Origin of the sequence: Caballeronia sp. LZ033, assembly GCF_031451265.1 — a bacterium.
In the GTDB taxonomy this organism is placed as follows: domain Bacteria; phylum Pseudomonadota; class Gammaproteobacteria; order Burkholderiales; family Burkholderiaceae; genus Caballeronia.
Genome location: NZ_JARUXQ010000004.1, coordinates 1,024,485 through 1,046,006, shown reverse-complemented (window position 1 = coordinate 1,046,006; position 21,522 = coordinate 1,024,485). Strand labels below are relative to the sequence as shown.

General features: G+C 65.8%; 21 protein-coding genes. 10 read left to right on the top strand and 11 right to left on the bottom strand.

All coding sequences use genetic code 11. From position 1 onward, the window contains the following. Positions 1-17 precede the first annotated feature (17 nt). The gene (locus tag QCE62_RS32045) at positions 18-2,219 is read left to right on the top strand and encodes an ATP-binding protein (RefSeq protein WP_309926841.1); all 2,202 of its coding nucleotides are present in this window, start codon (positions 18-20) and stop codon (positions 2,217-2,219) included. Positions 2,220-2,223: 4 nt separating this feature from the next. Here the strand turns inward: QCE62_RS32045 and QCE62_RS32040 are convergent, their stop codons facing one another. The 3 genes from QCE62_RS32040 to QCE62_RS32030 are packed head-to-tail and all read right to left on the bottom strand — an operon-like array spanning position 2,224 to position 6,029. Then, a complete protein-coding gene (locus QCE62_RS32040) occupies positions 2,224-3,279 on the bottom strand; it encodes a serine hydrolase (protein ID WP_309926839.1) in 1,056 nt (351 codons plus the stop codon). Between the two features lie 20 nt (positions 3,280-3,299). Then, entirely contained in the window at positions 3,300-4,592 is a 1,293-nt protein-coding gene (locus tag QCE62_RS32035; RefSeq protein WP_309926836.1) for an MFS transporter, read from the bottom strand. Between the two features lie 9 nt (positions 4,593-4,601). Then, positions 4,602-6,029, bottom strand: coding sequence for a M20 family metallopeptidase (locus tag QCE62_RS32030; RefSeq protein WP_309926834.1), 1,428 nt, complete (start codon positions 6,027-6,029; stop codon positions 4,602-4,604). A 121-nt stretch (positions 6,030-6,150) separates the two neighbouring features. Between QCE62_RS32030 and QCE62_RS32025 the strand changes: the two genes are divergently transcribed. Further along, on the top strand, positions 6,151-7,065 hold the full coding sequence (locus tag QCE62_RS32025) for a LysR family transcriptional regulator (RefSeq protein WP_309926833.1): 915 nt from the start codon (positions 6,151-6,153) through the stop codon (positions 7,063-7,065). Between the two features lie 3 nt (positions 7,066-7,068). On the opposite strand, the gene QCE62_RS32020 is transcribed toward QCE62_RS32025, so the two are convergent. Continuing rightward, complete coding sequence (locus QCE62_RS32020) at positions 7,069-7,965, bottom strand: LysR family transcriptional regulator (protein WP_309926830.1); 897 nt, start codon at positions 7,963-7,965, stop codon at positions 7,069-7,071. 113 nt (positions 7,966-8,078) lie between these two features. Here QCE62_RS32020 and QCE62_RS32015 point away from each other — a divergent pair, with 113 nt between their 5' ends. After that, on the top strand, positions 8,079-8,867 hold the full coding sequence (locus QCE62_RS32015; protein ID WP_309926827.1) for an alpha/beta hydrolase: 789 nt from the start codon (positions 8,079-8,081) through the stop codon (positions 8,865-8,867). A gap of 17 nt (positions 8,868-8,884) precedes the next feature. Here QCE62_RS32015 and QCE62_RS32010 read toward each other — a convergent pair whose 3' ends face one another. Then, positions 8,885-9,484 carry a TetR/AcrR family transcriptional regulator gene (locus QCE62_RS32010; RefSeq protein WP_309926823.1) on the bottom strand — a complete coding sequence of 200 codons (600 nt, stop codon included), beginning with the start codon at positions 9,482-9,484 and terminating at the stop codon, positions 8,885-8,887. Between the two features lie 86 nt (positions 9,485-9,570). On the opposite strand from QCE62_RS32010, the gene QCE62_RS32005 reads away from it, so the two are divergent. Continuing rightward, positions 9,571-10,425: an NAD(P)-dependent oxidoreductase gene (locus QCE62_RS32005; RefSeq protein ID WP_309820790.1), complete on the top strand. Its 855-nt coding sequence runs from the start codon at positions 9,571-9,573 to the stop codon at positions 10,423-10,425. An 18-nt stretch (positions 10,426-10,443) separates the two neighbouring features. Here QCE62_RS32005 and QCE62_RS32000 read toward each other — a convergent pair whose 3' ends face one another. The 3 genes from QCE62_RS32000 to QCE62_RS31990 all read right to left on the bottom strand — a co-directional run bounded on the left by QCE62_RS32000 (position 10,444) and on the right by QCE62_RS31990 (position 13,176). Next, a complete protein-coding gene (locus QCE62_RS32000; protein WP_309926820.1) occupies positions 10,444-11,730 on the bottom strand; it encodes an SUMF1/EgtB/PvdO family nonheme iron enzyme in 1,287 nt (428 codons plus the stop codon). 138 nt (positions 11,731-11,868) lie between these two features. Continuing rightward, positions 11,869-12,588, bottom strand: coding sequence for a helix-turn-helix domain-containing protein (locus tag QCE62_RS31995; protein ID WP_309926817.1), 720 nt, complete (start codon positions 12,586-12,588; stop codon positions 11,869-11,871). A gap of 102 nt (positions 12,589-12,690) precedes the next feature. Continuing rightward, a complete protein-coding gene (locus QCE62_RS31990; RefSeq protein ID WP_309926814.1) occupies positions 12,691-13,176 on the bottom strand; it encodes a universal stress protein in 486 nt (161 codons plus the stop codon). A 288-nt stretch (positions 13,177-13,464) separates the two neighbouring features. Here QCE62_RS31990 and QCE62_RS31985 point away from each other — a divergent pair, with 288 nt between their 5' ends. The 5 genes from QCE62_RS31985 to QCE62_RS31965 all read left to right on the top strand — a co-directional run bounded on the left by QCE62_RS31985 (position 13,465) and on the right by QCE62_RS31965 (position 19,482). Further along, positions 13,465-14,985, top strand: coding sequence for an MFS transporter (locus QCE62_RS31985; protein ID WP_309927543.1), 1,521 nt, complete (start codon positions 13,465-13,467; stop codon positions 14,983-14,985). Positions 14,986-15,193: 208 nt separating this feature from the next. After that, a complete protein-coding gene (locus QCE62_RS31980; protein WP_309926811.1) occupies positions 15,194-16,768 on the top strand; it encodes an aldehyde dehydrogenase (NADP(+)) in 1,575 nt (524 codons plus the stop codon). A gap of 133 nt (positions 16,769-16,901) precedes the next feature. Further along, complete coding sequence (locus tag QCE62_RS31975; protein ID WP_309926809.1) at positions 16,902-17,165, top strand: helix-turn-helix transcriptional regulator; 264 nt, start codon at positions 16,902-16,904, stop codon at positions 17,163-17,165. Next, entirely contained in the window at positions 17,165-18,505 is a 1,341-nt protein-coding gene (locus tag QCE62_RS31970; RefSeq protein ID WP_309926808.1) for a type II toxin-antitoxin system HipA family toxin, read from the top strand. Before QCE62_RS31975 ends, QCE62_RS31970 begins: the two co-directional genes overlap by 1 nt. A gap of 38 nt (positions 18,506-18,543) precedes the next feature. After that, positions 18,544-19,482 (top strand): SMP-30/gluconolactonase/LRE family protein, encoded by a 939-nt coding sequence (locus QCE62_RS31965; protein WP_309926807.1) that lies wholly within the window; start codon positions 18,544-18,546, stop codon positions 19,480-19,482. A 6-nt stretch (positions 19,483-19,488) separates the two neighbouring features. Here QCE62_RS31965 and QCE62_RS31960 read toward each other — a convergent pair whose 3' ends face one another. The 3 genes from QCE62_RS31960 to QCE62_RS31950 form a co-directional block, all read right to left on the bottom strand. After that, positions 19,489-19,914 (bottom strand): GNAT family N-acetyltransferase, encoded by a 426-nt coding sequence (locus tag QCE62_RS31960; RefSeq protein ID WP_309926805.1) that lies wholly within the window; start codon positions 19,912-19,914, stop codon positions 19,489-19,491. Between the two features lie 88 nt (positions 19,915-20,002). Continuing rightward, the gene (locus tag QCE62_RS31955) at positions 20,003-20,605 is read right to left on the bottom strand and encodes a short chain dehydrogenase (protein WP_309927542.1); all 603 of its coding nucleotides are present in this window, start codon (positions 20,603-20,605) and stop codon (positions 20,003-20,005) included. A 136-nt stretch (positions 20,606-20,741) separates the two neighbouring features. Beyond that, the gene (locus tag QCE62_RS31950; protein WP_309926803.1) at positions 20,742-21,197 is read right to left on the bottom strand and encodes a hypothetical protein; all 456 of its coding nucleotides are present in this window, start codon (positions 21,195-21,197) and stop codon (positions 20,742-20,744) included. Between the two features lie 165 nt (positions 21,198-21,362). Between QCE62_RS31950 and QCE62_RS31945 the strand changes: the two genes are divergently transcribed. After that, positions 21,363-21,512: a hypothetical protein gene (locus QCE62_RS31945; RefSeq protein ID WP_309926801.1), complete on the top strand. Its 150-nt coding sequence runs from the start codon at positions 21,363-21,365 to the stop codon at positions 21,510-21,512. The last annotated feature ends 10 nt before the right edge of the window (positions 21,513-21,522 follow it).

The window sequence follows — 21,522 nt, the reverse complement described above, 5'->3', positions numbered from 1 at the left end:
TCCGTGTCCGTCCGCAAATGCCGTGCGCTTTCGAAAGAAGGCGTGCGGCGTTCGCCCTAACATGCGGGTTGCCTGACATCGCCCGCGCCGTATCGACGCTGCTCGCCGGCTTCGTCACGCCAGACGCCCTGACGAACCCTGACTTGGTGGAATCGATTCCCGTGCCCCGGGATTGCGCCGATGCCGAAGCCATCCTGATGTCGCGCGAGCTGTCGTGCGAACTGAACCGGGCGCAGCTCATCAAGAAGTTCATGCGGATCGCGGTGACGCAACTGGGCGTGGAACGGGCGGTCCTGATCCTGTTGATCGACGGTATTGCCGAAGTGGTGGCGGAAGCCGTGGCCTCGCCGCAGCGCGTGGAAGTCAGCTGTCGCGCGAACGAAATCTTCAGTGCCTTGCTGCCGATGACGATCGCTCATACGGTCATGAACAGCCGAGAGCGGTTGCTGATCGATCAACCCGAAGCCTTTCCGGACGATCCGTATGTGCATGCTCATCGTCCGAAGTCGGGCCTGTTTCTCCCTGTACTGAGACAGGACCGCCTGGCTGGCATTTTGTACGCGGAGAACCGTTCGACATCCACGCCGATCGACCGCGCGAAGATCTCGCTCGTCGAAATCCTGGCGGCGCAGACTGCGGTGTCGATGGAAAACGCCCGGCTCTACGACGCGCTCAAACAAGAGAATCGCGAGCGCACGCTGACCGCGGAACGCTTGCGGCGCAGCGAGGCGCTGCTCGCCGAGGGCCAGCGGATCAGCAAGACGGGCGCGTGGACCTGGAACGCCGATTCCGGCGACATGCAGTGGTCGGAGCAGGTGTACGACATCTGGGGCTTGCGCGTAGCCAACGGCATTCCCACCTTCGACGCGCTGATGCAACACGTGCATGCGACCGACCGTGAGCGGGTCATCGGCCTGCATGGGCTGGCCATCATCAGCGATGTGAAGGACGAGATCTTCACGACTGAATTTTCCATCGACCGGCCCGACGGCGCATGGCGCCGGCTGCAGATCGTGTTGCGGCCATGGAGCCGGCCCGGCGAGCGTCCGCGGTTGTATATCGGCACCACGGCGGAGGTCACCGAACGGCGGCTGTCGGAAGACGCGCTCAGACGCAGCGAGGCGCATCTCTCCGAGGCCCTGCGCCTGAGCAACATCGGCAGCTTGAGCTGGATGATCGATTCACGCATCCTGCACTGTTCCGCGCAGTGCCGCCGCATTCTCGACGCGGACGACACCGCCGACATCGAGATCGAGGACATTCTCGCGAGGATCCACGCCGATGACGTCGAAAGCGTCGGCGCCGCGTTCTTCCGCAACAAACCCAGCGACGACGCGACCCAGCAGGAGTTCCGGCTGACGGCGAGATCAGGCGCACTGCGCTATCTGCGCATGGTCGCGCGATCGATCCGAGCCACGAGCGGGGCGGTCGGATATGTCGGCGCGCTGGCCGACGTCACCGACTCCCGCAACGCGCAGAACGCGCTGATGGAAGCACAGACCAACCTCACTCACGTGACCCGCCTCTCGGTGCTGACGGAACTGACGGCCAGCATCGCCGACGAGATGAAGCAGCATCTCGCGAGCATCATCGCGAATGGCGAGGCGGGCTTGCGCTGGCTCGACCGGCGCTCGCCTTCAGTCGGCGACGCGAGCCGCAGCTTCGATGAAATCGTCAAGTCGGCGCAGCGCACCAACGACGTCATCAACCGCATTCGTTCGTTTGCCCGCAAGAGCCGCGCGGAACGCAAGATGATCGATCTTGCCGACACCCTCTACGAAGTGCTGCCCCTTGTGCGTCAGGAACTGGATCGTCACGCCATTACGCTGCGCACCGCCATTGCATCGCCTGCGCCGATGGTCTGCGCCGACAACCTCCAGATGCAGCAGGTCCTGATGAACCTCATCACGAATGCCATACGCTCGATCCAGCGTGCGTCGGGCGAACGGAAGGACATCCTGATCACGGTGGATACCGTCGGCGACAGCTACTTCAGGGTGGCCGTCACGGATTCGGGCGCGGGGCTCTCGGTGGATGCGAGGCAGCATCTCTTCGAACCCTTCTTCACGACCGAACCCGAAGGCATCGGCCTCGGTCTGTCCATCTGCCGGTCCATCGTCCAGGAACACGACGGCATGATCGGCGCGGAAGACTGCCAGGAAGGCGCCCGCCTTTTCTTCGACATCCCGCGTTGCCCGGTCCGCGAGGTTGCGCACTGAAGCGTCATCGGCGCAGCGGTTCCAGCGCCTCATGCACTAGGCCGAAGAATTCGCCGGCGTAAGCGGAGTCGAGCCAGCGCACGATCAGCGCGAGGCGGCTTTGCGGCTCGATCCACATGAACGAGCTGCCCGCGCCCACGCCGAAATAGCTCGATGCCGGCACGCGCGGGAACATCTTCTGTCCGCTGTTGAGCCACACGAGATAGCCGTAGTAAGGCGCGAGCGCCACCGGCGTGCGCATGCGCGCGATCCATTCCGCCGACAGCACGCGCCGCCCGTTCGAGACGCCTTCGTCGAGCAGCATCTGCGCGATCTTCAACTGATCGTTCGCGCTGATCGACATGCCTGCGCCCCAATGCGTGCCGCCGGGCACGGACTGCATGCGCTTGCCGTCGATCTCGGTCCACGCGTGGTCATAGCCCGCCCAGTTCCAGTTGCCGGAGAGGCCGCAAGGCTCCGCGATGGCCGTGCGGAAGACTTCCGGCAGCGGCTCGCGAAACAGATGCAGCAGCGCCAGCGAAAGCTGGTTGATGCGCACGTCGTTGTATTCCCAGTACGTGCCGGGCGTGTTCAAAGGCCGGCGCTCGCCCTTCTTGCCGGCGGGCGGGTCGCCGAACGTGACCGCGCGATAGTGGTCCGCCTGATCCGGAAGACCGAAGCATTCGCCGGTCCATTCGCTCGTCTGCTGCAGCAATTGCGTCCAGGTGACCTGCGCGTTGTGCGCATCGTCGAAGCCGATGCCGCGAATGCGTTCGCGCACGGGTTCGTCGGGATCGGGCAGCAGGCCGCGATCGAACGCGACGCCCGCAAGCAGCGCGAGATACGTCTTGGCGATGCTGAACGTGAGATCCGCGCGGTCCGGCTCGCCCCAACTGGCGATGAGCTTGCCATCGAGAGCGATGGCCCCCGACACGCCGCCGCGATCATGGACGGGACCGAGCAGCCGGTTCCACGGCGGCGGATCGTTGACATGCACGCCCCAGTTGCCGTCGACCTTGCGATCCCAGGCGGATTCATGGTCGATCGAAAAGCGGATCGCGCGCTGCAAAGCCTCATTCATGCTGCTGACTCCTTCGGTACTCAACGAATGTTCAGGCGCCGCTTTGCCCACACCAGGGTGAACAGGCTCAGGACGGCCGCGATCATCAGATACAGGCCGGGCGCGAGATTGTTGTGCGTGACGGCGATCAGCGACGCCACGGCGAGCGGCGTGAAGCCGCCGAACACCGTGGTGCCGATGTTATAGCCGAAGGCCATGCCGGTCGTGCGGGTGGCGGTGGGGAACAGCTCGGCCATCAGCGCGGGAATGGGCGCGAAGTAGGTGGCCTTGAGCAACGCGACCCAGACGACGGCCGCAATGAGCGTCGGCAGCGAAGGATGCGCGTTCATGAACATGAAGGCCGGATACACGGTCAGGAAGAACACCACGCCGGTCGTGATCATGATGCGATAACGCCCGTACTTGTCCGACAGATGCCCGACCACCGGCACGAGCACCATCATGATGAAGCCCGCCGAAAGCGTCGCGATGAAGCCCGACGAAGGCGACAGCCCGAGTTGCCGCGTGGCGTAGGTCGGCATGTAGAGCAGCATGTAGTTGGCCGTGGTCGTGAGGATCAGCGAGCCGATGGAGACCAGCAGCCGTTCCTTCTGCGTGGCGAGCATCACACGCACGGGCGAGGCGAGCTTCTCTGCGTGCTCGAACTCCGGCGTCTCGTCCATGCGGCGGCGGATATACAGCCCGATCGGCCCGATCAGCATGCCGAACAGGAACGGGATGCGCCAGCCCCAGCCTTCGAGTTGTGCGGGCGTCAGCGTGCTCGTGAGGACCGCGCCGAACAGCGAGGCGAGCAGCGTGCTCGCGCCCTGACTGGAGAACTGCCAGCTCGACATGAAGCCGCTGCGTTCCGGCTTGTGCTCGACGAGGAAGGCTGTCGAGCTGCCGAACTCGCCGCCCGCGGAGAAGCCTTGCAGCAGGCGCGACGCGAATATGAGGATCGGCGCCGCGATGCCGATGGTTGCATACGGCGGCATCAGCGCGACGATGCCGGTGCCGATGGTCATCATCGCGATGGACAGCGTCAGCGCGGCCTTGCGGCCGTGCCGGTCGCCGTACGAGCCGAGCACGAGCGCGCCGACGGGCCGCGCGAGATACGACAGCGCGAAGGTGCCGAGCGTCAGCAGCAGCGAGACCGTATGGTCCTGCGCTGGGAAGAACAGCTTCGAGAGAATCCCGGCGAAGTAGCCGTACACGACGAGGTCGTAGAACTCCAGCGCATTGCCGATCGAGGTCGCGACGATGAGCCGCGCAATCTTGCTCTGCTCGGCCTGCCCGGAGGCGGGCTGGGTCATGCCGACGGAATCAGTGCTCATGAAGAAGCCTCACTTCGCTTGGCGGGGAAGATGAAACGCGGGATTGATCGCGGCTGCGTCGCCTTCGCGCGCGCCGAGATCCCAGAACAGGCCGGCCATGATGCGCAGGCCTTCGGAGACGACAGGTCCGAGCAGATGCTCGTCCGGCGCATGTTGCGAACAGCCGGGATACGAATGCGGCACCCAGAGCGTGGGCATGCGGAGAATGTCGGCGAAGACGTCGTTGGGCAGCGTGCCGCCGAGATTGGGCAGCAGCACGGGCGTAGCACCCGTGGTCTCGGTGAGTGAGCGCAACGCCCATTGGACCCAGGGATTGTCGGGATCGACCCGCGTGGCCGGCATGCCGCGTTCGATCTCGACCTCGACCAGCGGAAAGCCGTGCGCATCGAGATGGCGGCGCACGATGTCGCGCAGATTGAGCCAGTCCGTGCCGACGACAAAGCGGATCTGCATGTGCGCGAAGGCGCGGTCGGGAATCGCGTTGACGGGCTTCTCGGGGTTGCCGGTCTTGAAGGCCAGCACTTCGATGTTGTTCCAGCCGAACACGCGTTCGGCTGGCGTGAGTCCGGGCTCGCCGTAGTCGGCATCGACTTCCGGCTCGCCCGGATTGCCGCCCACTTCGATGTCCTGCAACGCGCGCCGCACCGAATCCGGAATCGGCGGCGGACGCAGTCCTTCGATCAGGATCTTGCCGCGTGCATCGACCATCGAGGCGATGGCGTTGGCGAGCACCACGGCCGGATTGCGCAGCAGGCCGCCCCAGTTGCCCGAATGATGCGCGCCGTCGCGCAGCTTCACGTCGAGCCGGAAATTGAGGACGCCGCGCGAGCCGAGGAACAGCGTCGGACGATGTGCGGCGAGACGCGGACCGTCGGAGGCGATCAGCACGTCGGCCGCGAGTTCATCGCGCAACTGCTCGCAGATCGCCCACAGCCCTGGCGAGCCGACTTCCTCGCCGGTCTCGAACAAGAGCTTCAGATTGAAGCCGAGCTTGCCGCCGCGCGCGTCGAGCACGGCCTTCAACGCGGCGAGATTGATGCTGTGCTGGCCTTTGTTGTCGGCGGTGCCGCGTCCGTACCAGCGCTCGCCTTCCACCTTTACTTCCCACGGCGAGAGGCCCGTGCGCCATTGCGCATCGTAGCCGCGCACGACGTCGCCGTGACCGTAGCTCAGCACCGTCGGCAGGTCGTCGCTCTCGTGCCGGTGCGCGATCAGGAACGGCCCGGCGCCCTCGTGCGGATTCTCGGCGATGCGGCAGGTGAAGCCCCATGCGTCGAGCGTCGGCATCAGGTCGTCGGTGAGATAGGCGCGCAGGCGCGCGCCGCTGTCGGCCTCCTGACTGTCCGTGCGATGCGCGACGCGGCGCTGCAGGTCTTCGAGGAACGCGCCCGAGTCGAAATGGCGGGCGGCAAGCTGAATGGCGGTATCGCGGCTCACGTCGTCTCTGTCCAGTAGGTTCGATGACGACCCATGCTGACCTCGCCGATATTTCTGAACAATTACAATATTTCACTGCGACCGTTGCCATTTCGGCAAGGTGATTACGTTCTGAAAGCTCATGGATCAGACCGCTTTGCGCTATTTCCTTGAAGTCGTCAAAAGCGGTTCGCTGAGCAAGGCGTCCGAGCGCTTGTTCGTGGCGACCTCGGCGTTGAGCCGGCAGATCGGCAAGCTGGAAGAACAGGTGGGCACGCCGCTGTTCGAGCGGCGTCCGCGCGGCATGGTGCTCACCGACGCAGGACGTTTGCTCGCGAATCACGCGCGGCGCAGCCAGTTGGAGGAAGAGCGCGTGGTCGAGGAGATCATGGGACTCAGCGCCAGCGGCCGCGCGACCATCCGTATCGCGGCTTCGGAGGGCGTCGCGCCGGACTTCCTGCCGCAGCTGTTCGCGCATTTTCGCAGCACGCATCCGCGCGCGCATTTCGCGCTCGATGTCTCGGCGCCGTCCATCGCGACCCAGCGCGTGCGCGACGGCACACACGACATTGCCGTGTGCTTCAGCATGGCGCCTGAAGAAAACGTGCAGGTTCACTATGCTCAGCGCGCGCCGGTTTATGCGCTGATGCGGCGGGGTCATCCGCTGGCTTCGCAATCGATGCTGTCGCTCGCCGATCTCCTGAAGTGGCCGCTTGCGATGCACAGTCAGGGCGTGACGCTGCGGCAACTGTTCGACATTGCATGCAGTCTCGAAGGACTGGTGTTCGAGCCAGTGTTCACGAGCAACTACCACGTGGCGCTACAGAGCTTCGTGCGGCGTACCGATGCGATCACGCTGACGGGCTATGTCACCGTGCGCGGCCGGCTCGATACCGACGGGCTCGCGGCGATTTCGTTGAGCAATCCCGAACTGCATCAGCGCAGCCTGCAAGTGCAGACGATGGCGGGGCGGCTTCTGCCGCAGCCGGTGCAGGCGTTCGTCGAGTTGCTGAAGGAGGCGATCGACAAGCCGGAGGTGATGGAGCCGGGGTTGTGAGCGTCACGCCCACCGTTCCCACGGCGTTTCAGCAAGACAGTCGACAAAACGCCTGACCTTGACCGGTATGTGCCTCGTGCTCGGATAGACGGCTTGAATCGTGAGGTCGGCCGCGCGATAGTCCGGCAGCAGCGCGATCAGATCGCCGCGCGCAATCGCATCGCCGAACACGAAGGCGGGACCATATGCGATGCCCGCACCGGCAAGGGCGGCGGCCAGCAGTATCTGCATGTCGTTGGCGGCCATGCGGCACGGGCCGTCGATGACATGCGCGCGCTGGTCCGCGTCGAGCAGTGTCCAGTCGTTTGCCGACACGGCTTCGCTGAAGGCAAGGCGCGGCGCTTGCCGCAGATCGTCGGGATGGCGCGGCGTGCCGTACTGCTTCAGCCAGGCCGGCGATGCACACACCACCATTCGGCATGGCGCAAGCTTGCGCGTCACGAGCTGCGGATCTTGCAGGCGTCCGATGCGGATGGCAACGTCCACGCCCGCCTCAATCAGATCGATGTAGCGATCGGCCAGCTGCACTTCCACGTTGACATGCGGATGCGTCTCCAGAAAGCGCGCCAGCACGCCGCCCAGATGCAGCGCGCCGAAGCTCACGGGCGCGGCCACGCGCAACACGCCGCGCGCGGTGCCTTGAGCGTCGCTGGCCTCGCGATTCGCCTCGTCATAGGCCTCGAGAATGCGCCGGGCACGCTCGTAGTAGGTCTGGCCGATGTCGGTCAGGCTCAGGCGCCGGGTGGTCCGTTGCAGCAGGCGCGCGTTCAGTTCGGCTTCGATGGCGCTGACGTGCTTGCCCGCCATCGCCGCCGACAAGCCGAAACGGCCCGCAGCCGCTGCGAAGCTGCCTTCCTCCACTGCGGCGACGAACACGCTGAGGCTCATGAGCCGGTCCATATGCCCTCCCATTCGATAATGTGATTATCGACTGTCAATAGGAAAGCGGCAATTATCAATCCGGGCGATTGATCCCAGAATGCAAACTCAACCTCCGGAAAAGGACTCGGATCATGGACATCGATACGAACGGCGTGCGGATACACGTCGAGGAACGGGGTAGCGGCGGGCTCGCCTTGGTGTTCCTGCACTACTACGGCGGCTCGTCGCGCACCTGGAACGCGGTTGCCGGCGAATTGAGCAGGCGCTTCCGCACCGTGGCGACCGATCATCGCGGCTGGGGCGCTTCCAGCGCGCCCGCCGATGGCTATCGCATCGCCGATCTCGCCGCCGACGCCGAAGGTGTCATCGACGCGCTGCGCCTGCAACGCTATGTGATCGTCGGCCATTCGATGGGCGGCAAGGTCGCGCAATTGATTGCATCGCGCAGGCCGTGCGGGCTCGCAGGTCTGGTGTTCGTCGCGCCTTCTCCGCCGACGCCGACCCTCCTTCCCGATGAACAGCGCGAGACTCTGGCCGGCGCGTATCAGTCGCGCGAAGCGGTGGAGTTCGTCATCGATCACGTGCTGACCGCAAGACCGCTCGATGCCGCGCGGCGTGAGCAGGTCATCGAGGACAGTCTGAAAGGCGCGCCGCAGGCGAAGCTGGCGTGGCCGAACGTGGCGATGCGCGAAGACATCGGTGTGACGGCGGGCGCGATCGACGTGCCGGTGATCGTCGTCTCCGGCGAACTCGATCAAGTGGACCCGCCCGACACGCTGCGCGCGGAACTGATGCACCGCATTCCGCAAGCGACGATGCACATCCTGCCGGGCACGGGCCATCTTTCGCCGCTGGAAGCGCCCGGCGAACTGGCGGCCATCATTGCGCGCTTTGCGGAAGCGGTCGGGGACGGCCGTTAGCGCAAGCGCAGGTAAGGTTATGCGAGCAACTCGCGCAGCCCCGTCGCAGCGGCCTTCGCGACCTTCACGAGCCGCGCCGCGCTCATGCCCTCGCGCGCGCAGCCCGACAAGCCGGACATCACCACCGACACATAGTCCGTCGCGCCGTTCGCCTGACGCGGATGCGTCTTCGCGACGAATTTGCGGATCTGCGCCCGACGACGTTCAGCAGCTTGTCGCGCGAGTGAAGCACTTTCACTGTCGCCGTTGCCGCGCGCGCTTTCCAGCACGAGGCAGCCGGTGCATTCGGGATCGCGTGCATAACGCCGGGCCGCGCGTTCGAGCAGATCCGCAAGGGCTTCGACAGGCGGTCGACCCTCACGCAGGATCTCCGTCAGCGCAAGTTCGCTGCCCGCATAGCGCGCCAGCACGTGCTCGAAAAACGCCGCCTTGCTGCCGAACGCCGTATAGAAACTCGGCGGCGTGACGCCGAGCGCATCCGTGAGCGCGCTCAGGCCCACGGCATCGTAGCCGGCCGCATGGAACATGCGCTGGCCGATTGCGAGCGCCGCGTCGGGATCGAAGGCGCGTGGACGCCCGCGCCCCGGCTTCGCTTCCCTTTTTAAAATAGTGGTCACTATCAAAACTCCTTGCGGCCCGGTTTCCGGAAATATATAGTGGCCACTAGTTTAATTCAAGCTGCTTGACCAACAGGAGCGAGGCCATGGAAATCGGCATGATCGGACTGGGCGCGATGGGACGCGCCATGGCACGCAATCTGGCGCGCGCGGGACATACGGTGAAGGCATGGAACCGTTCGGGCGGATCGGTTGAAGGCGTCACGATGGTGGCATCGCCCGCTGAAGCTTTTCAGAGCGACGCGGTCTTCACCATGCTCGCAGACGACGACGCCATTCGCTCGACGTTGCTCGTCCCCAACGTGCTCGCTCACGCAAGACCCGGATTGGTGCACGTGCTTTCATCGACGATCTCGGTGGCGTTCGCGCGCGAGCTGGTCGCGGCGCACGAGGCGGCGGGCATCGCGTATGTTTCCGCGCCGGTGCTCGGACGCCCCGACGTAGCGGCGAAAGGCGAACTCAACGTGCTGGCAGGAGGACCGCCCGATGCATTGGCGAAGGTGCGTCCGCTGCTTGAAGTGATCGGCGGACGCATCTGGGACATGGGCGATCATGCGCCGACTGCGAACGCCGCGAAGATCGCCTGCAACATGATGATCACGATGGCGATCGAAGCGATGGCCGAAGCCGTGGTGCTGACCGAGGCGAACGGGCTGCCGCGCGAACGCTTCTTCGACGTGATCCTGAACACGCTGTTCGGCAGCCGTTCGTATCAGGTCTATTCGGCGAACATCGCGAACGAAAACTACGAGCCCGGCTTCAAGGCGACGCTCGGGCTGAAGGACTTGCGGCTTGCATCGGAAGCCGCGGACGATGCCGGCCGCATCCTGCCGATGCTGTCCGCCGTGCATGGCCGCATGCGCGAAACCGTCGAGGCGGGCTTCGGCGAACGGGACTGGTCTGCCATGGCGGCGTTCACGATTGCCGCGGCGGGGAAGTGATCGAGGCGGCTGCGCTGATCACGCGTTGACGCACCTGAACCCGGCGTACACATACTGGTAATGCCCCTGGAACCAGTTGCGGAAGCTCGGCCGCAGCATGCAGGCGGCCGTGCGCGGCGAGCCGCCCTTGATGACGAAGTGCTTGCCGTCGAAGAAGTTGGCCGAATAGCCCAGGTAGAACGGAAACGGTTCGAAGCCGTCCAGCGGCGCGAATTCCGTCGAGGTCCATTCCCAGCCATTGCCGAACTGGCCTTCCACGCCGAACTCGCTGCGGTTGTCCGGATGCGCCTGTACCGGCGACGGATCCCAGCGGCGGAAATCGAAGTTGCCTTCCGCGACATGCGGCGCACCCGAGGCCGCGCGCTGCCATTGCGCCTCGCTCGGCAGCTTCTTGCCAGCCCAGCGGGCATAAGCCTTCGCCTCGGCATGACTCACGAACACCGGCCAGTCGAGCGGCAGCGCGATCTCGTCGAACATCGTGCGAAGCGTCCACGCGGCGCCCGACGGAATCCAGAAGGCCGGATGCGCGATGCGCTGTTCTTCCTTCCATGCCCAGTCGGCATCGTCCCAGACGGCGCGGTTCGAATAACCGCCGGCCTCGATGAAACGCAGCCAGTCGCCGTTCGTGACCATGTGGCGGTCGATCTCGAACGCGGGCACGTCGACGCGCTGTTCACCGAATTCGTTGTCCCAGCCGAACAGGCCGCTGTCGCGCGCCAGACCCAGCGTCACCGTACCGGCCGGCACGCGCACGCTCTCGTGCGCGAGCGGACGGTCCGAGCTGCGGTCCGACAACGCATCGGACGGCGCAATTTTTCTATCGACCGGCAATTGATGCAGCATGTACGCGAGCGTTTCCGCATGCATCAGACGATGCTCGATGGCGACTTCGAGCAGTTGCGCGGGTGATTCGTCCGGAGAAAGCGGGGCTGCCGCCAGTTCGACCGGATCGAAACAGGCGTCGATCGCCGCCCGTACCGTGTCGCGATAGGCGCGCACTTCGTCGAGCGTGGGCCAGTCGGCGGGTTGATCGGTGGGCAGGCCGCCGTCCACCGGATCGATGCCGAACGCGAACAGCTGGTCGTAGGCGGGATTCGGGCTCGGCAGGTCGAACAGGCGCTGGTCGAACAGATTGCGGTCGAAGGCTTCCAGATGCCCGATGTAGAACACGATCCGATGCCGCTCGGCAATCGGCCTGTCATACAGATGTTCGGGCTTGACGACGCCGAAAAGTTCGTCGGTGACGCGTCGGGCCTCGGCGAGGCGTTCGAGCAGAGGGTGACGCAGTGAAGGTTCGCGATTCATCTCGCTCATTCTCCTTGGCAGGCCAGCTAGGCTAAAGAGCCTAATGCGTAGCGAGCAGCGTGCCAACTGAAAAATGAGCGCCGATTATTCTCACTCTGGAAACAATCGGCGGCGGATCCGCGCCAGGCGGGGCGGAGATCAGACGGCGCGCAGGCCGTCGAAGTCGCGGATGCGGATGAATTTGCCCTGCGTTTCGATCAGCCCCGAGCGGTCGAAGCGCGACAGCGTGCGGCTCACGGTTTCGAGCGTCATGCCGAGATAGCTGCCCATGTCGTCGCGCGTCATGCGCAGCGTGAATTCGGACGCCGCATAACCCCGCCGCGAAAGTCGCGAGGAAATGTCGAGCAGCAGGCGCGCGACGCGTTCGTCGGCGCGCAGCATGCCGAGCCTGACGACGTGATTCACTTCCCGGTTCAGCGCGTGACTCATCATGCGGTGCAGGCGCTTCTGCAAGGCGTCGGTCTCGCGGCACATGCGCTCGAACAGCGGGTAGGGCACCACGCACACGGTGCTGTCCTCCAGCGCGACGGCGTCGCAGGTATGCACGCCTTCCTCGATGCTCTCGAAGCCGACCGCGTCACCGGCCAGCAGCAGGCCGGTGACCTGTTCGCGGCCGCCGTCCTGCGCGACAACCTTCTTGAGCGAGCCGGCGCGCAGCGCGAACAGGGCGTCGAAACGGTCGCCGGCGCGAAACAGCGCTTCGCCCCGTTTGACCTTGCGCGTGACGGAGATGATGTTTTCCAGCTTGGCGACGTCGCTGGCGCAGAGTCCTTCAGGCATGCAGAGATGACGCATGGCGCAGGTGGAGCAATTTGCCGCGTTGCGCCGCGCGCGGTGGGTGTCGGACAGTGCGCTCATGGGCTTCGTTTATTGATGAAAGACAAACGATTTTCCCACGCTGCTTTCCGCCCCCAGCGTGGAAAATTGACGCAGGCTGCAACCCGTACAGCAATTTTTACATCAGGCGTCCGCGGCTTTCTCGTCGGCTTCCTCGTCGGCTCCCGCGGCGGATGGAATCAGCAAGACCGGCAGCGTCGCCTGGCGCAGGCAGCGTTCGGCCACGCTGCCGAGGATCAGCCGCCGGAAGCCCTTGCGGCCGTGCGTGCCCATGATCAGCAGGTCGGCGTTGAAGGCCGCGGCCGCCTGGATGATGAGCGTCGCGACGTCATCGCTGGCGGTGGCCTCCACCGTCACCACATCGCCGGCAATCCCGCGCGCCTGCATGGCGGCGGTGGTGTCGCGCGCCAGTTCCGCGCTTTGCTCCATCAGGCTCTTTTGCAGCGAGGTCGGATCGTAACCGGGCACGTCCATGTACATGGGGCCCGTCTCGACGACGTAGTACGGCTGCATGACCGCGTGATGCGTGGCGGCGAGATCGAGCGCGGCCTCGAACGCGTGTTGCGAGGTGCGGCTGCCGTCGATGGCGACGAGAATGCGTTGGAACATGACGATTTCCCCCTGAAGACGATCGAGTGGCGAACGGCGGGCGATGCGTGTGTCCCGCCGTGCCTTCGGATGATAAGGCGCGCGTCTTGCCGTGCCGTGCGGCTTTTTGGCGAAAGGTCGATCCCGCGCAAGGCAGGCCGTACAATTCGTCCTTCTCGGCATCAGCGGCCGCTTAATTCGGCGGCCGCGATCTCCTTGTAGCATTTCTTCCGCCTGCCTGCCTGACTCACCGTGACCCAGACGCCGCCCGCCGCACCCGCCCTCGCTTTCAGAACCGCCCTCTACGCGATGCTCGGCATCGGCCTCGTCAACATGCTGGTCGCGCTCGACCAGACCGTGGTCAGCACGGCCTTGCCGTCGATCGTGGCCGAGCTGCACGGCTTCGAGTTCTACGCGTGGATCGCAAGCGCCTATCTGCTGGCGTCGGTGGTGACGGTGCCGGTGTTTGGACGGCTCGGCGACTACTTCGGGCGCAAGCGCTTCGTGGTGGCGGCGGTGATCGTGTTCACGCTGGCCTCCGTCTTGTGCGGACTCGCGCCGAACATGCTGTTCCTCGTGCTCGCGCGCGGCCTGCAAGGCGTGGGCGGCGGCATGATGGTGGGCACGGCGTTCGCCTCGATTCCCGACCTGTTTCCCGATCCGCGCACCCGCGTGCGCTGGCAGGTGGTGCTCGCGGCGGCGTATGGCATCGGCACGGCGGCCGGGCCTTCGCTCGGCGGCTGGATGAGCGAGCACTGGGGCTGGCGCTCGACCTTCCTCGTCAATCTGCCGGTCGGCATCGCGGCGCTGTACTTCATCTGGTCGCACCTGCCGAACCTGCACCGGCCGCGCGCGGGCGGCGTGAAGATCGACTGGACTGGCGCGGCGCTCGTCGGACTCGTGCTCGGCGGCTTCCAGGCGCTGATCGAGGCGCTGCCGAAGGACGGCTTCACGACCGGCAACATCGCGCTGGGCGCGGGCGTGGCGGTCTGCGCGGCGGCGCTGCTGATCTGCGAGCGGCGCGCGACGCATCCGATCATCCCGCTCGACATCTTCCGCGACGCCCAGCTCAACACGCTCTTCACGCTGTCGTTCCTGGCGGGCTTCGTGATGTTCTCGCTGATCTTCTTCGCGCCGCTGCTGCTGCAGGGCGGTTTCGGCCTGTCGCCGCAGCAGGCGGGCCTGCTCGCGACGCCCATCGCCGCGTGCATCGCGCTCGGCAGCTTCATCAACACGCGCATCGTGATTCACATGAAGAAGCCGGTGAACATCCTGTCGATCGGCTTTACGCTGCTGCTGGTCGCGTCCGCTGCGCTGGCATTCGCCCGCATCTCGACGCCCCATGTCTGGATCGAACTGCCGATGGCCGCCATCGGCATCGGCCTGGGCTTCATCCTCAACAACATGAACATCTTCGGGCAGGAGATCGCGGGCCGCGAGCGCTTCGGCATCACCACGGCGCTGCTGCAATCGACCCGCATGGTCGGCGGCATGATGGGCACGAGCATTGTCGGGACGATCGTCGCGCATCATTACGCGAGCGTCGTCGAGCGCACGGTCAGCGTACTCGGTCCGCAGGTTTCGGCACAGTGGCTGCCGCGCATGGCCGATCCGCGCATTCTCGTCGACGAAGCGCTGCGCGAACATCTGCTCGGCGAACTCAACGCAGCCGGCCTGGACGCGCCCGCGCTGTTCGACGCCGCCCGCGACGCCCTCGTGCAGTCGATTCACATCGGCGTGATGCTGACGGCCGTCGCCGCGCTGGTCGCGGTGCTGCTGGTGCGGCGCATCGCGCACATCACGTTCCGCAAGCCGGCGGCGAAGGCCTGAGCCCGCATTGACGCGCCGTTCTCAGGGCCTGTAGCTTCTGCCTGGTGCAGTGTGCACGTCTGGCCGCCGCGACCGTGCATCGCGTTTGCTTCACCCCTTTCCATCGCGGATTGCATGGAACGCCTGGCGCAACCCGCGAGTCTTCGCATTAGCGGGCGGCGCGAGCGCAAGGCTGGCCGCTCCCCTGCCATCACCATGAGGAGCTGACATGAAGATCACCGGAGAGATGCTGATCGGCGCATCGGCCGTGCGGGGCACCGACGCCACGCTCCGCGCGTTCGACCCCGCGCGCAACGCGGACCTGGAGCCGACCTTCGGCGGCGGCGGCGCGGCGGAAGTCGCGCGCGCCTGCGAACTCGCGGACGCCGCCTTCGACGCCTACCGCAACGCCCCGTTCGAAACGCGTGCGCAGTTCCTGGAGGCGATTGCGGACAACATCATCGCGCTCGGCGATCCGCTGATCGAGCGCGCCATGGCCGAATCCGCGCTGCCGAAGGCGCGTCTCGAAGGCGAACGGGCCCGCACGGTCGGGCAGTTGCGCCTGTTTGCATCGCTCGTGCGCGAGGGCCGCTGGCTCTGCGCGACGCTCGATTCCCCCCAGCCCGAGCGCAAGCCCTTGCCCCGTTCCGACCTGCGTTTGCAAAAGATTCCCGTCGGACCGGTTGCCGTGTTCGGCGCCAGCAACTTCCCGCTGGCGTTCTCGGTGGCGGGCGGCGACACCGCGTCGGCGTTCGCGGCGGGCTGTCCCGTTGTCGTGAAGTCGCATCCGGCGCATCTGGGCACCGCCGAACTCGTCGGGCGCGCGGTGCAGAAGGCGGTCGCCGACAGCGGCCTGCCCGAAGGCGTGTTTTCGCTGGTGGTCGGCGAAGGCAATGCGATCGGCGAGGCGCTCGTCGCGCATCCGGCCATTCAGGCGGTCGGCTTCACCGGTTCGCGGCGCGGCGGGCTGGCGCTCGTCGATATCGCGGCGAAGCGTCCCGTGCCCATTCCCGTCTTCGCCGAGATGAGCAGCGTCAATCCGCTGTTCGCGCTGCCCGCCGCGCTCGACGCGCGCGGCACCACGCTGGCGGCCGCCTTCATCGATTCGGTCACGCTCGGCGTCGGCCAGTTCTGCACCAATCCGGGCCTCGTGATCGGCCTCGACAGCCCCGGTCTCGACGACTTCATCGACAGTGCCTCGGCCGCGCTGGAGAAGAAGGGCACGCAGACCATGCTCACCGCGGGCATCGCGGCGGCTTATGCGGACGGCGTCGGCAAGCGCGACGAAAGCGCCACGCGCATTGCCACGGGCACGCAGAACGAGGCGCACAGCGGCGCGTTGCCGGCGCTGTATCGCGTGAGCGCGGACGAGTTTCTCGCGCGGCCGCAACTGGCCGAGGAGATCTTCGGGCCGACCTCGGTGATCGTCGTGTGCCGCGACGAAGCGGAGATGAGCGCCGTTGCGCGCCATCTCGAAGGCCAGTTGACCGTGACGCTGCTGATGGACAAGGAGGACATCGACCTCGCGCGGCGGCTGTTGCCGGTGCTGGAACGCAAGGCCGGGCGCATCCTGGCGAACGGCTTCCCGACCGGCGTCGAGGTGTCGTACGCGATGGTGCATGGCGGCCCGTTTCCGGCGACCTCGGACAGCCGTTCGACGTCGGTCGGCGCGATGGCGATCGAGCGTTTCCTGCGCCCGGTGTGCTATCAGGATCTGCCTGCGGCGCTGCTGCCGGCCGCGCTCGCGGATGACAATCCACTCTCGTTGTGGCGGCTCAGGGACGGCGAGCTCGGGCCGAACTGAAGCGAGGCTAGCAGGCGATTATCTGTGTCGAGAATAAACGACGTTTATGCGCGACACAGATAAGCAGCGCGGTTTGACGCATATCTGCGTGACGCATAAACTGCGTTTATTCTTCTCGCAGATATTGCCTGCCATGCATCAAGTCATCGCAACCGTGGGACACATGGGCCATGTGCTCGCTGCCGGCCGCAGGCGCGCCGGCCTGACGCAGGCGCAAGCGGCGGCGCGCCTGGGCATCAGCCAGAGCCGGGTATCAACACTCGAACGGGACGCCCGCGCGCTGACGCTGGATCAGATGCTGGCCATGTTCGGCGTGTACGGCCTGCAATTGCTGGTTCAGGACCGGCCCGAAGCGGGGTTGCTCGAGTTGCGCGAGCCGGACGGAGCGAACTGGTAATGGCCGGACGCCGGCCTCATTCCCGGGCCTTGTCCATCTGGGCCAACGGTCTGCGCATGGCCACCTGGCGTCTGCCCGCACGCGGCCCGGCCGAACTGCTGTACGACGATGCGTGGCTGCGCTCCGACGAGGCGCGCGCGCTGTCGCTCTCGCTGCCGGTGCCGCTGGACGGCGCGCCGTTGCGCGGCGAGGCCGTGCTGAACTACTTCGACAACCTGCTCCCCGACAGCGAAGCGATCCGCCGGCGCATCGCCCAGCGCTTCCAGACCGGCAGTCTCGATGCCTTCGATCTCCTGCAGGCCATCGGCCGCGATTGCGTGGGCGCGGTGCAGTTGCTCGGCGAAGACGAAGTGCCCGAGGGCGTCGAGCGCATCGAGGGCGAGACGCTCGGCGAGGAGGACATCGAGCGGCTGCTGAACCAGGTGGCGGGCGGCCTGTCATTCGGCGTCGACGATGAAGACGACTTCCGCATCTCGCTCGCCGGCGCGCAGGAAAAGACCGCGCTGCTGCGCCACGACGGGCGCTGGCTCAGGCCGCACGGCGCGACGCCGACCACTCACATCCTGAAGCTGCCGCTCGGTCTGGTGGGCAATCGCCGTGCGGACCTGACCACGTCGGTCGAAAACGAATGGCTCTGCATGCGCCTGCTGCGCGCGTTCGGTTTGCCGGCAGCGCACGTGGAAATCGCGACCTTCGGCGCGCGGCGCGTGCTGGTGGTGGAGCGTTTCGACCGCCGCACGCATCCCGACGGCGCCTGGATCCTGCGCCTGCCGCAGGAGGATTTCTGCCAGGCAAGCGGCCTGCCGCCGCATCGCAAGTACGAGCACGACGGCGGCCCCGGCGTGCTGGATCTGGCGCGCGTGCTGCAACAGTCGAGTGCGGCGCGGCGCGACCTCGAAACCTTGCTCACCACGCAACTGCTCTTCTGGCTGCTCGCCGCGCCGGACGGACACGCGAAGAACTTCAGCCTGCATCTGCTGCGCGGCGGGCTGTATCGGCTCACGCCGCTGTACGACGTCATGTCGATCTGGCCGGTGGAAGGCGATGGCGCGAACCAGTGGTCGTGGCACAAGGCCCGGCTCGCGATGGCGCTGCCGGGCAAGAGCCGGCATTACGCCTTTCGCGACATCCGGCGGCGGCATTTCAACGCGCTGGCGCTCAAGTCCGGTTACGGCGAGAACGCCGAGCCGGTCATCCAGAGGATCATCGAGATCACGCCGGCGGTCATCGAGGAAGTCACGGCACAGTTGCCCGCCGACTTCCCGCCACGCGTCGCGCAGCGCATCTTCGACGGACTGCGCCGGTCCGTGGCCGCGCTCGACGCCATGCCGCCCGCATGACGCCGCGCTCATGAACGCATTCAAGGAGACGAACAACCATGTCGAGTGATTCGCGCCGCTATCCCGACCCCGCCATCCGCGTGCTGGATCCGCGCTTCAACGCGTTGCGCGTGGCGGCGGCATCGGTCGAATGTCTTTATCAGGGAACGCGCTGGTCCGAGGGACCGGTCTGGTTCGGCGACGCCCGCGCACTGCTGTGGAGCGACATTCCGAACAACCGCATCCTGCGCTGGGACGAAGAGAGCGGCCAGGTGAGCGTGTTCCGCAAGCCGTCGAACAACGCCAATGGCAACACGCGCGACCGCGCCGGACGCCTCGTGACCTGCGAGCATCTGACGCGGCGCGTGACGCGCACGGAATACGACGGCTCCATCACCGTGCTCGCGGGCCGTTACGCGGGCAAGCCGCTGAATTCGCCGAACGATGTCGTCGTGAAGTCGGACGGTTCGATCTGGTTCACCGATCCGGCGTTCGGCATCGACGGGTTCTACGAAGGCGAAAAGGCCGCGGCGGAGCTGAAGCCATGCGTCTATCGCGTGGACGGCCAGAGCGGCGAGATCACGATGATGATCGACGACTTCATCGGACCGAACGGCCTGGCGTTCTCGCCGGATGAATCGGTGCTGTACGTGGTCGAGTCGCGTTCCGCGCCGCGCAAGATCTTCGCGTTCGACGTGCTCGACGGCGGCCGGCGCCTCGGCAAGCCGCGCCTGGTCATTGACGCGGGACCGGGTACGCCGGACGGCTTTCGCGTCGATATCCACGGCAACCTGTGGTGCGGCTGGGGCATGGGCGACGCGGAACTCGACGGCGTGCGCGTGTTCTCGCCGCAAGGCGAAGCGCTGGGCCATATCGACTTGCCCGAGCGCTGCGCGAACGTGTGTTTCGGCGGGCGGCACCGCAACCGTCTGTTCATGGCGGCGAGCCATGGCCTCTATGCGCTCTACGTCAACACGCAAGGCGTGCAGGGCGGCTGAAAGCGCTCACGTGCGGCCGATCTTCTCCATGATGCGCTCCGGATGCGGGCTGGCCGCGAAGCCGTGGCGCGCGTAGAGGCGGTGGGCATCAGACGTGACGAGCATCATGCGCCGCAGTCCTTGCAGGTCGGGATGCGCCATCACGCAATCGATCAGCCACACGCCCAGACCCGCGCGGCGATGCGCGGACAGCACGAAGACGTCGGCGAGATAGGCGAAGGTGGCGGTATCGGTGACCATGCGCGCGTAGCCGATCTGCTCGTCACGCAGGAACAGCCCGAACGCGAGTGAATGGCGCGCCGCGCGTTCCACCTTCTCGCGCGCGATACCGGGCGACCAGTAAGCCTCTTCGCTCAGGTAGCGATGAATGACATCGAAGTCGAAGCTGTCGATGTCCGTGCTCACGCGGTAGTCGTCCCGGGTCCATAGCATGGCGCCGCTCCATTCGTCATGAAGCGCCGAGCTTAGACGATCGCCTTGTCATGCTCCATGCACAGTTGGCAGCGAACAGCGGCGTCACTCAATGCACGCAGTACACGCGGCCGGTTTCGGCGCCCTCGACGCTGCGGCTGTATGCCAATGCCACGCGCGCGCCGCTGGCAGCCTCGAAGCCGCGGAAGTAAGGGCCGAAGCTTTCGCGTGCTTCTTCGAGCATCGTTGGGCTGACGGCGTTGATGCGCAGGCCGCGCGGCAGTTCGATCGCGGCGCCGCGCACGAAGCCTTCGATCGCGCCATTGACGGCGGCCGCGCTCGCGCCTTGCAGGATCGGTTCCGCGCCGACGATGCCGCTCGTCAGCGTGAACGAACCGCCGTCGTTGAGATGATCGCGCGCGGTGAGGACGAGATTGACCTGACCCATCAGCTTGTCGTCGAGGCCGAGGCGGAATTGCTCGGGCGTCATCTTCACGAGTTCGCCGAAATGGACGTGACCGGCGGCGGCGACGATGGCATCGACCCGGCCGATGGATTCAAAAAGGCGTTTGATGCTGTTGAGGTCCATCAAGTCGACGCGATGTGCGCCGCGCGTGGCGCCGATCTCGATGACTTCGTGGCGGGCTGTGAGTTCGTTGGCGACAGCCTGGCCGACCGTGCCGGTCGCGCCGATGACGGCAATTTTCATGATGTGGGCTCGCAAGCCAGGGCGTGAGTAATAACGATAAACCGCCTTGCATTGTGCGAGCCGGCGGACGCGCGAAACAGCCACGCCCGCTTCATGGATTACAAACGTGCGGTTTCGAATGCGCCGGCGTTAGCGGGTGTCAGCGCTTTGCGATACGCGGCGGCATCGGCGAGACGAGATACAGGGACGCTGCCAGCTTGCAGACCAGACCGGCGCCGCAGACCAGTGCGGCGGCGGGGAACGCATGCCATTGCATGCCGATCGTCGGCGCCACCAGCGCCACCGAAAGAATGCCGATGGCGACTGTAAGCCAGCGCGCCCATTGCAGCCGCGATGCAACGCACACATACAGCATGCCGATCAGCACACGAGAAACAATCGACGCCGCCACCGGATGGCTCGATGCATCGCCCGGCAGACCGATGGCAAGCGCCAGCGCGAATTCGGCCCATGAAAGCGCGTAAGCGGCGCCGAGACACGCCATCGCGGAGGTGAAGCGTTGTTCCGGCGCGGTCAGCGGCTGCTGCGTTGCAGGAAGTGCCTGAAGGTCTTCCGTGTTGTTCTGATAGCCGTCGTACGCATGGATCGTCGTCATTGGCCTTCCCCTTTATCGATCTACGGTCAGTCGCGTTGTTTTTGTGCGGCGCATGGTCGCGAGAAAGCATGCGCAACCATCGTGCCTGCTGCGAAAGTTCACCTTGCCGCCAAGGCACGCGCGTTGCAGGTATCCGGGGCACGCACCCCAACCAAGGAGCCAGCAATGAACACCAAGGAACAACACCCGCATTCCGAACGTGACGAAGAGGATCTCGACAAGGCCGTCGAGGATACTTTCCCGGCGAGCGATCCTCCCGCGACGGGCGGCGTGACCCGCATCGAGTCCGATGAGGAGTCGAAGGAAAAGAAGTGACGCTTTGGGT

Bases quoted from the DNA above. Each gene is read 5' to 3' on its own strand.
- QCE62_RS31970 (WP_309926808.1), top strand. From the start codon at position 17,165: ATGGCCGGACGCCGGCCTCATTCCCGGGCCTTGTCCATCTGGGCCAAC.
- QCE62_RS31960 (WP_309926805.1), bottom strand. From the start codon at position 19,914: ATGCTATGGACCCGGGACGACTACCGCGTGAGCACGGACATCGACAGC.
- QCE62_RS31945 (WP_309926801.1), top strand. From the start codon at position 21,363: ATGAACACCAAGGAACAACACCCGCATTCCGAACGTGACGAAGAGGAT.
- QCE62_RS32015 (WP_309926827.1), top strand. From the start codon at position 8,079: ATGGACATCGATACGAACGGCGTGCGGATACACGTCGAGGAACGGGGT.
- QCE62_RS32025 (WP_309926833.1), top strand. From the start codon at position 6,151: ATGGATCAGACCGCTTTGCGCTATTTCCTTGAAGTCGTCAAAAGCGGT.
- QCE62_RS32040 (WP_309926839.1), bottom strand. From the start codon at position 3,279: ATGAATGAGGCTTTGCAGCGCGCGATCCGCTTTTCGATCGACCATGAA.
- QCE62_RS32020 (WP_309926830.1), bottom strand. From the start codon at position 7,965: ATGGACCGGCTCATGAGCCTCAGCGTGTTCGTCGCCGCAGTGGAGGAA.
- QCE62_RS32045 (WP_309926841.1), top strand. From the start codon at position 18: ATGCCGTGCGCTTTCGAAAGAAGGCGTGCGGCGTTCGCCCTAACATGC.
- QCE62_RS31985 (WP_309927543.1), top strand. From the start codon at position 13,465: ATGCTCGGCATCGGCCTCGTCAACATGCTGGTCGCGCTCGACCAGACC.
- QCE62_RS32000 (WP_309926820.1), bottom strand. From the start codon at position 11,730: ATGAATCGCGAACCTTCACTGCGTCACCCTCTGCTCGAACGCCTCGCC.
- QCE62_RS31975 (WP_309926809.1), top strand. From the start codon at position 16,902: ATGCATCAAGTCATCGCAACCGTGGGACACATGGGCCATGTGCTCGCT.
- QCE62_RS31995 (WP_309926817.1), bottom strand. From the start codon at position 12,588: ATGAGCGCACTGTCCGACACCCACCGCGCGCGGCGCAACGCGGCAAAT.
- QCE62_RS32005 (WP_309820790.1), top strand. From the start codon at position 9,571: ATGGAAATCGGCATGATCGGACTGGGCGCGATGGGACGCGCCATGGCA.
- QCE62_RS31980 (WP_309926811.1), top strand. From the start codon at position 15,194: ATGAAGATCACCGGAGAGATGCTGATCGGCGCATCGGCCGTGCGGGGC.
- QCE62_RS31965 (WP_309926807.1), top strand. From the start codon at position 18,544: ATGTCGAGTGATTCGCGCCGCTATCCCGACCCCGCCATCCGCGTGCTG.
- QCE62_RS31990 (WP_309926814.1), bottom strand. From the start codon at position 13,176: ATGTTCCAACGCATTCTCGTCGCCATCGACGGCAGCCGCACCTCGCAA.
- QCE62_RS32035 (WP_309926836.1), bottom strand. From the start codon at position 4,592: ATGAGCACTGATTCCGTCGGCATGACCCAGCCCGCCTCCGGGCAGGCC.
- QCE62_RS31950 (WP_309926803.1), bottom strand. From the start codon at position 21,197: ATGACGACGATCCATGCGTACGACGGCTATCAGAACAACACGGAAGAC.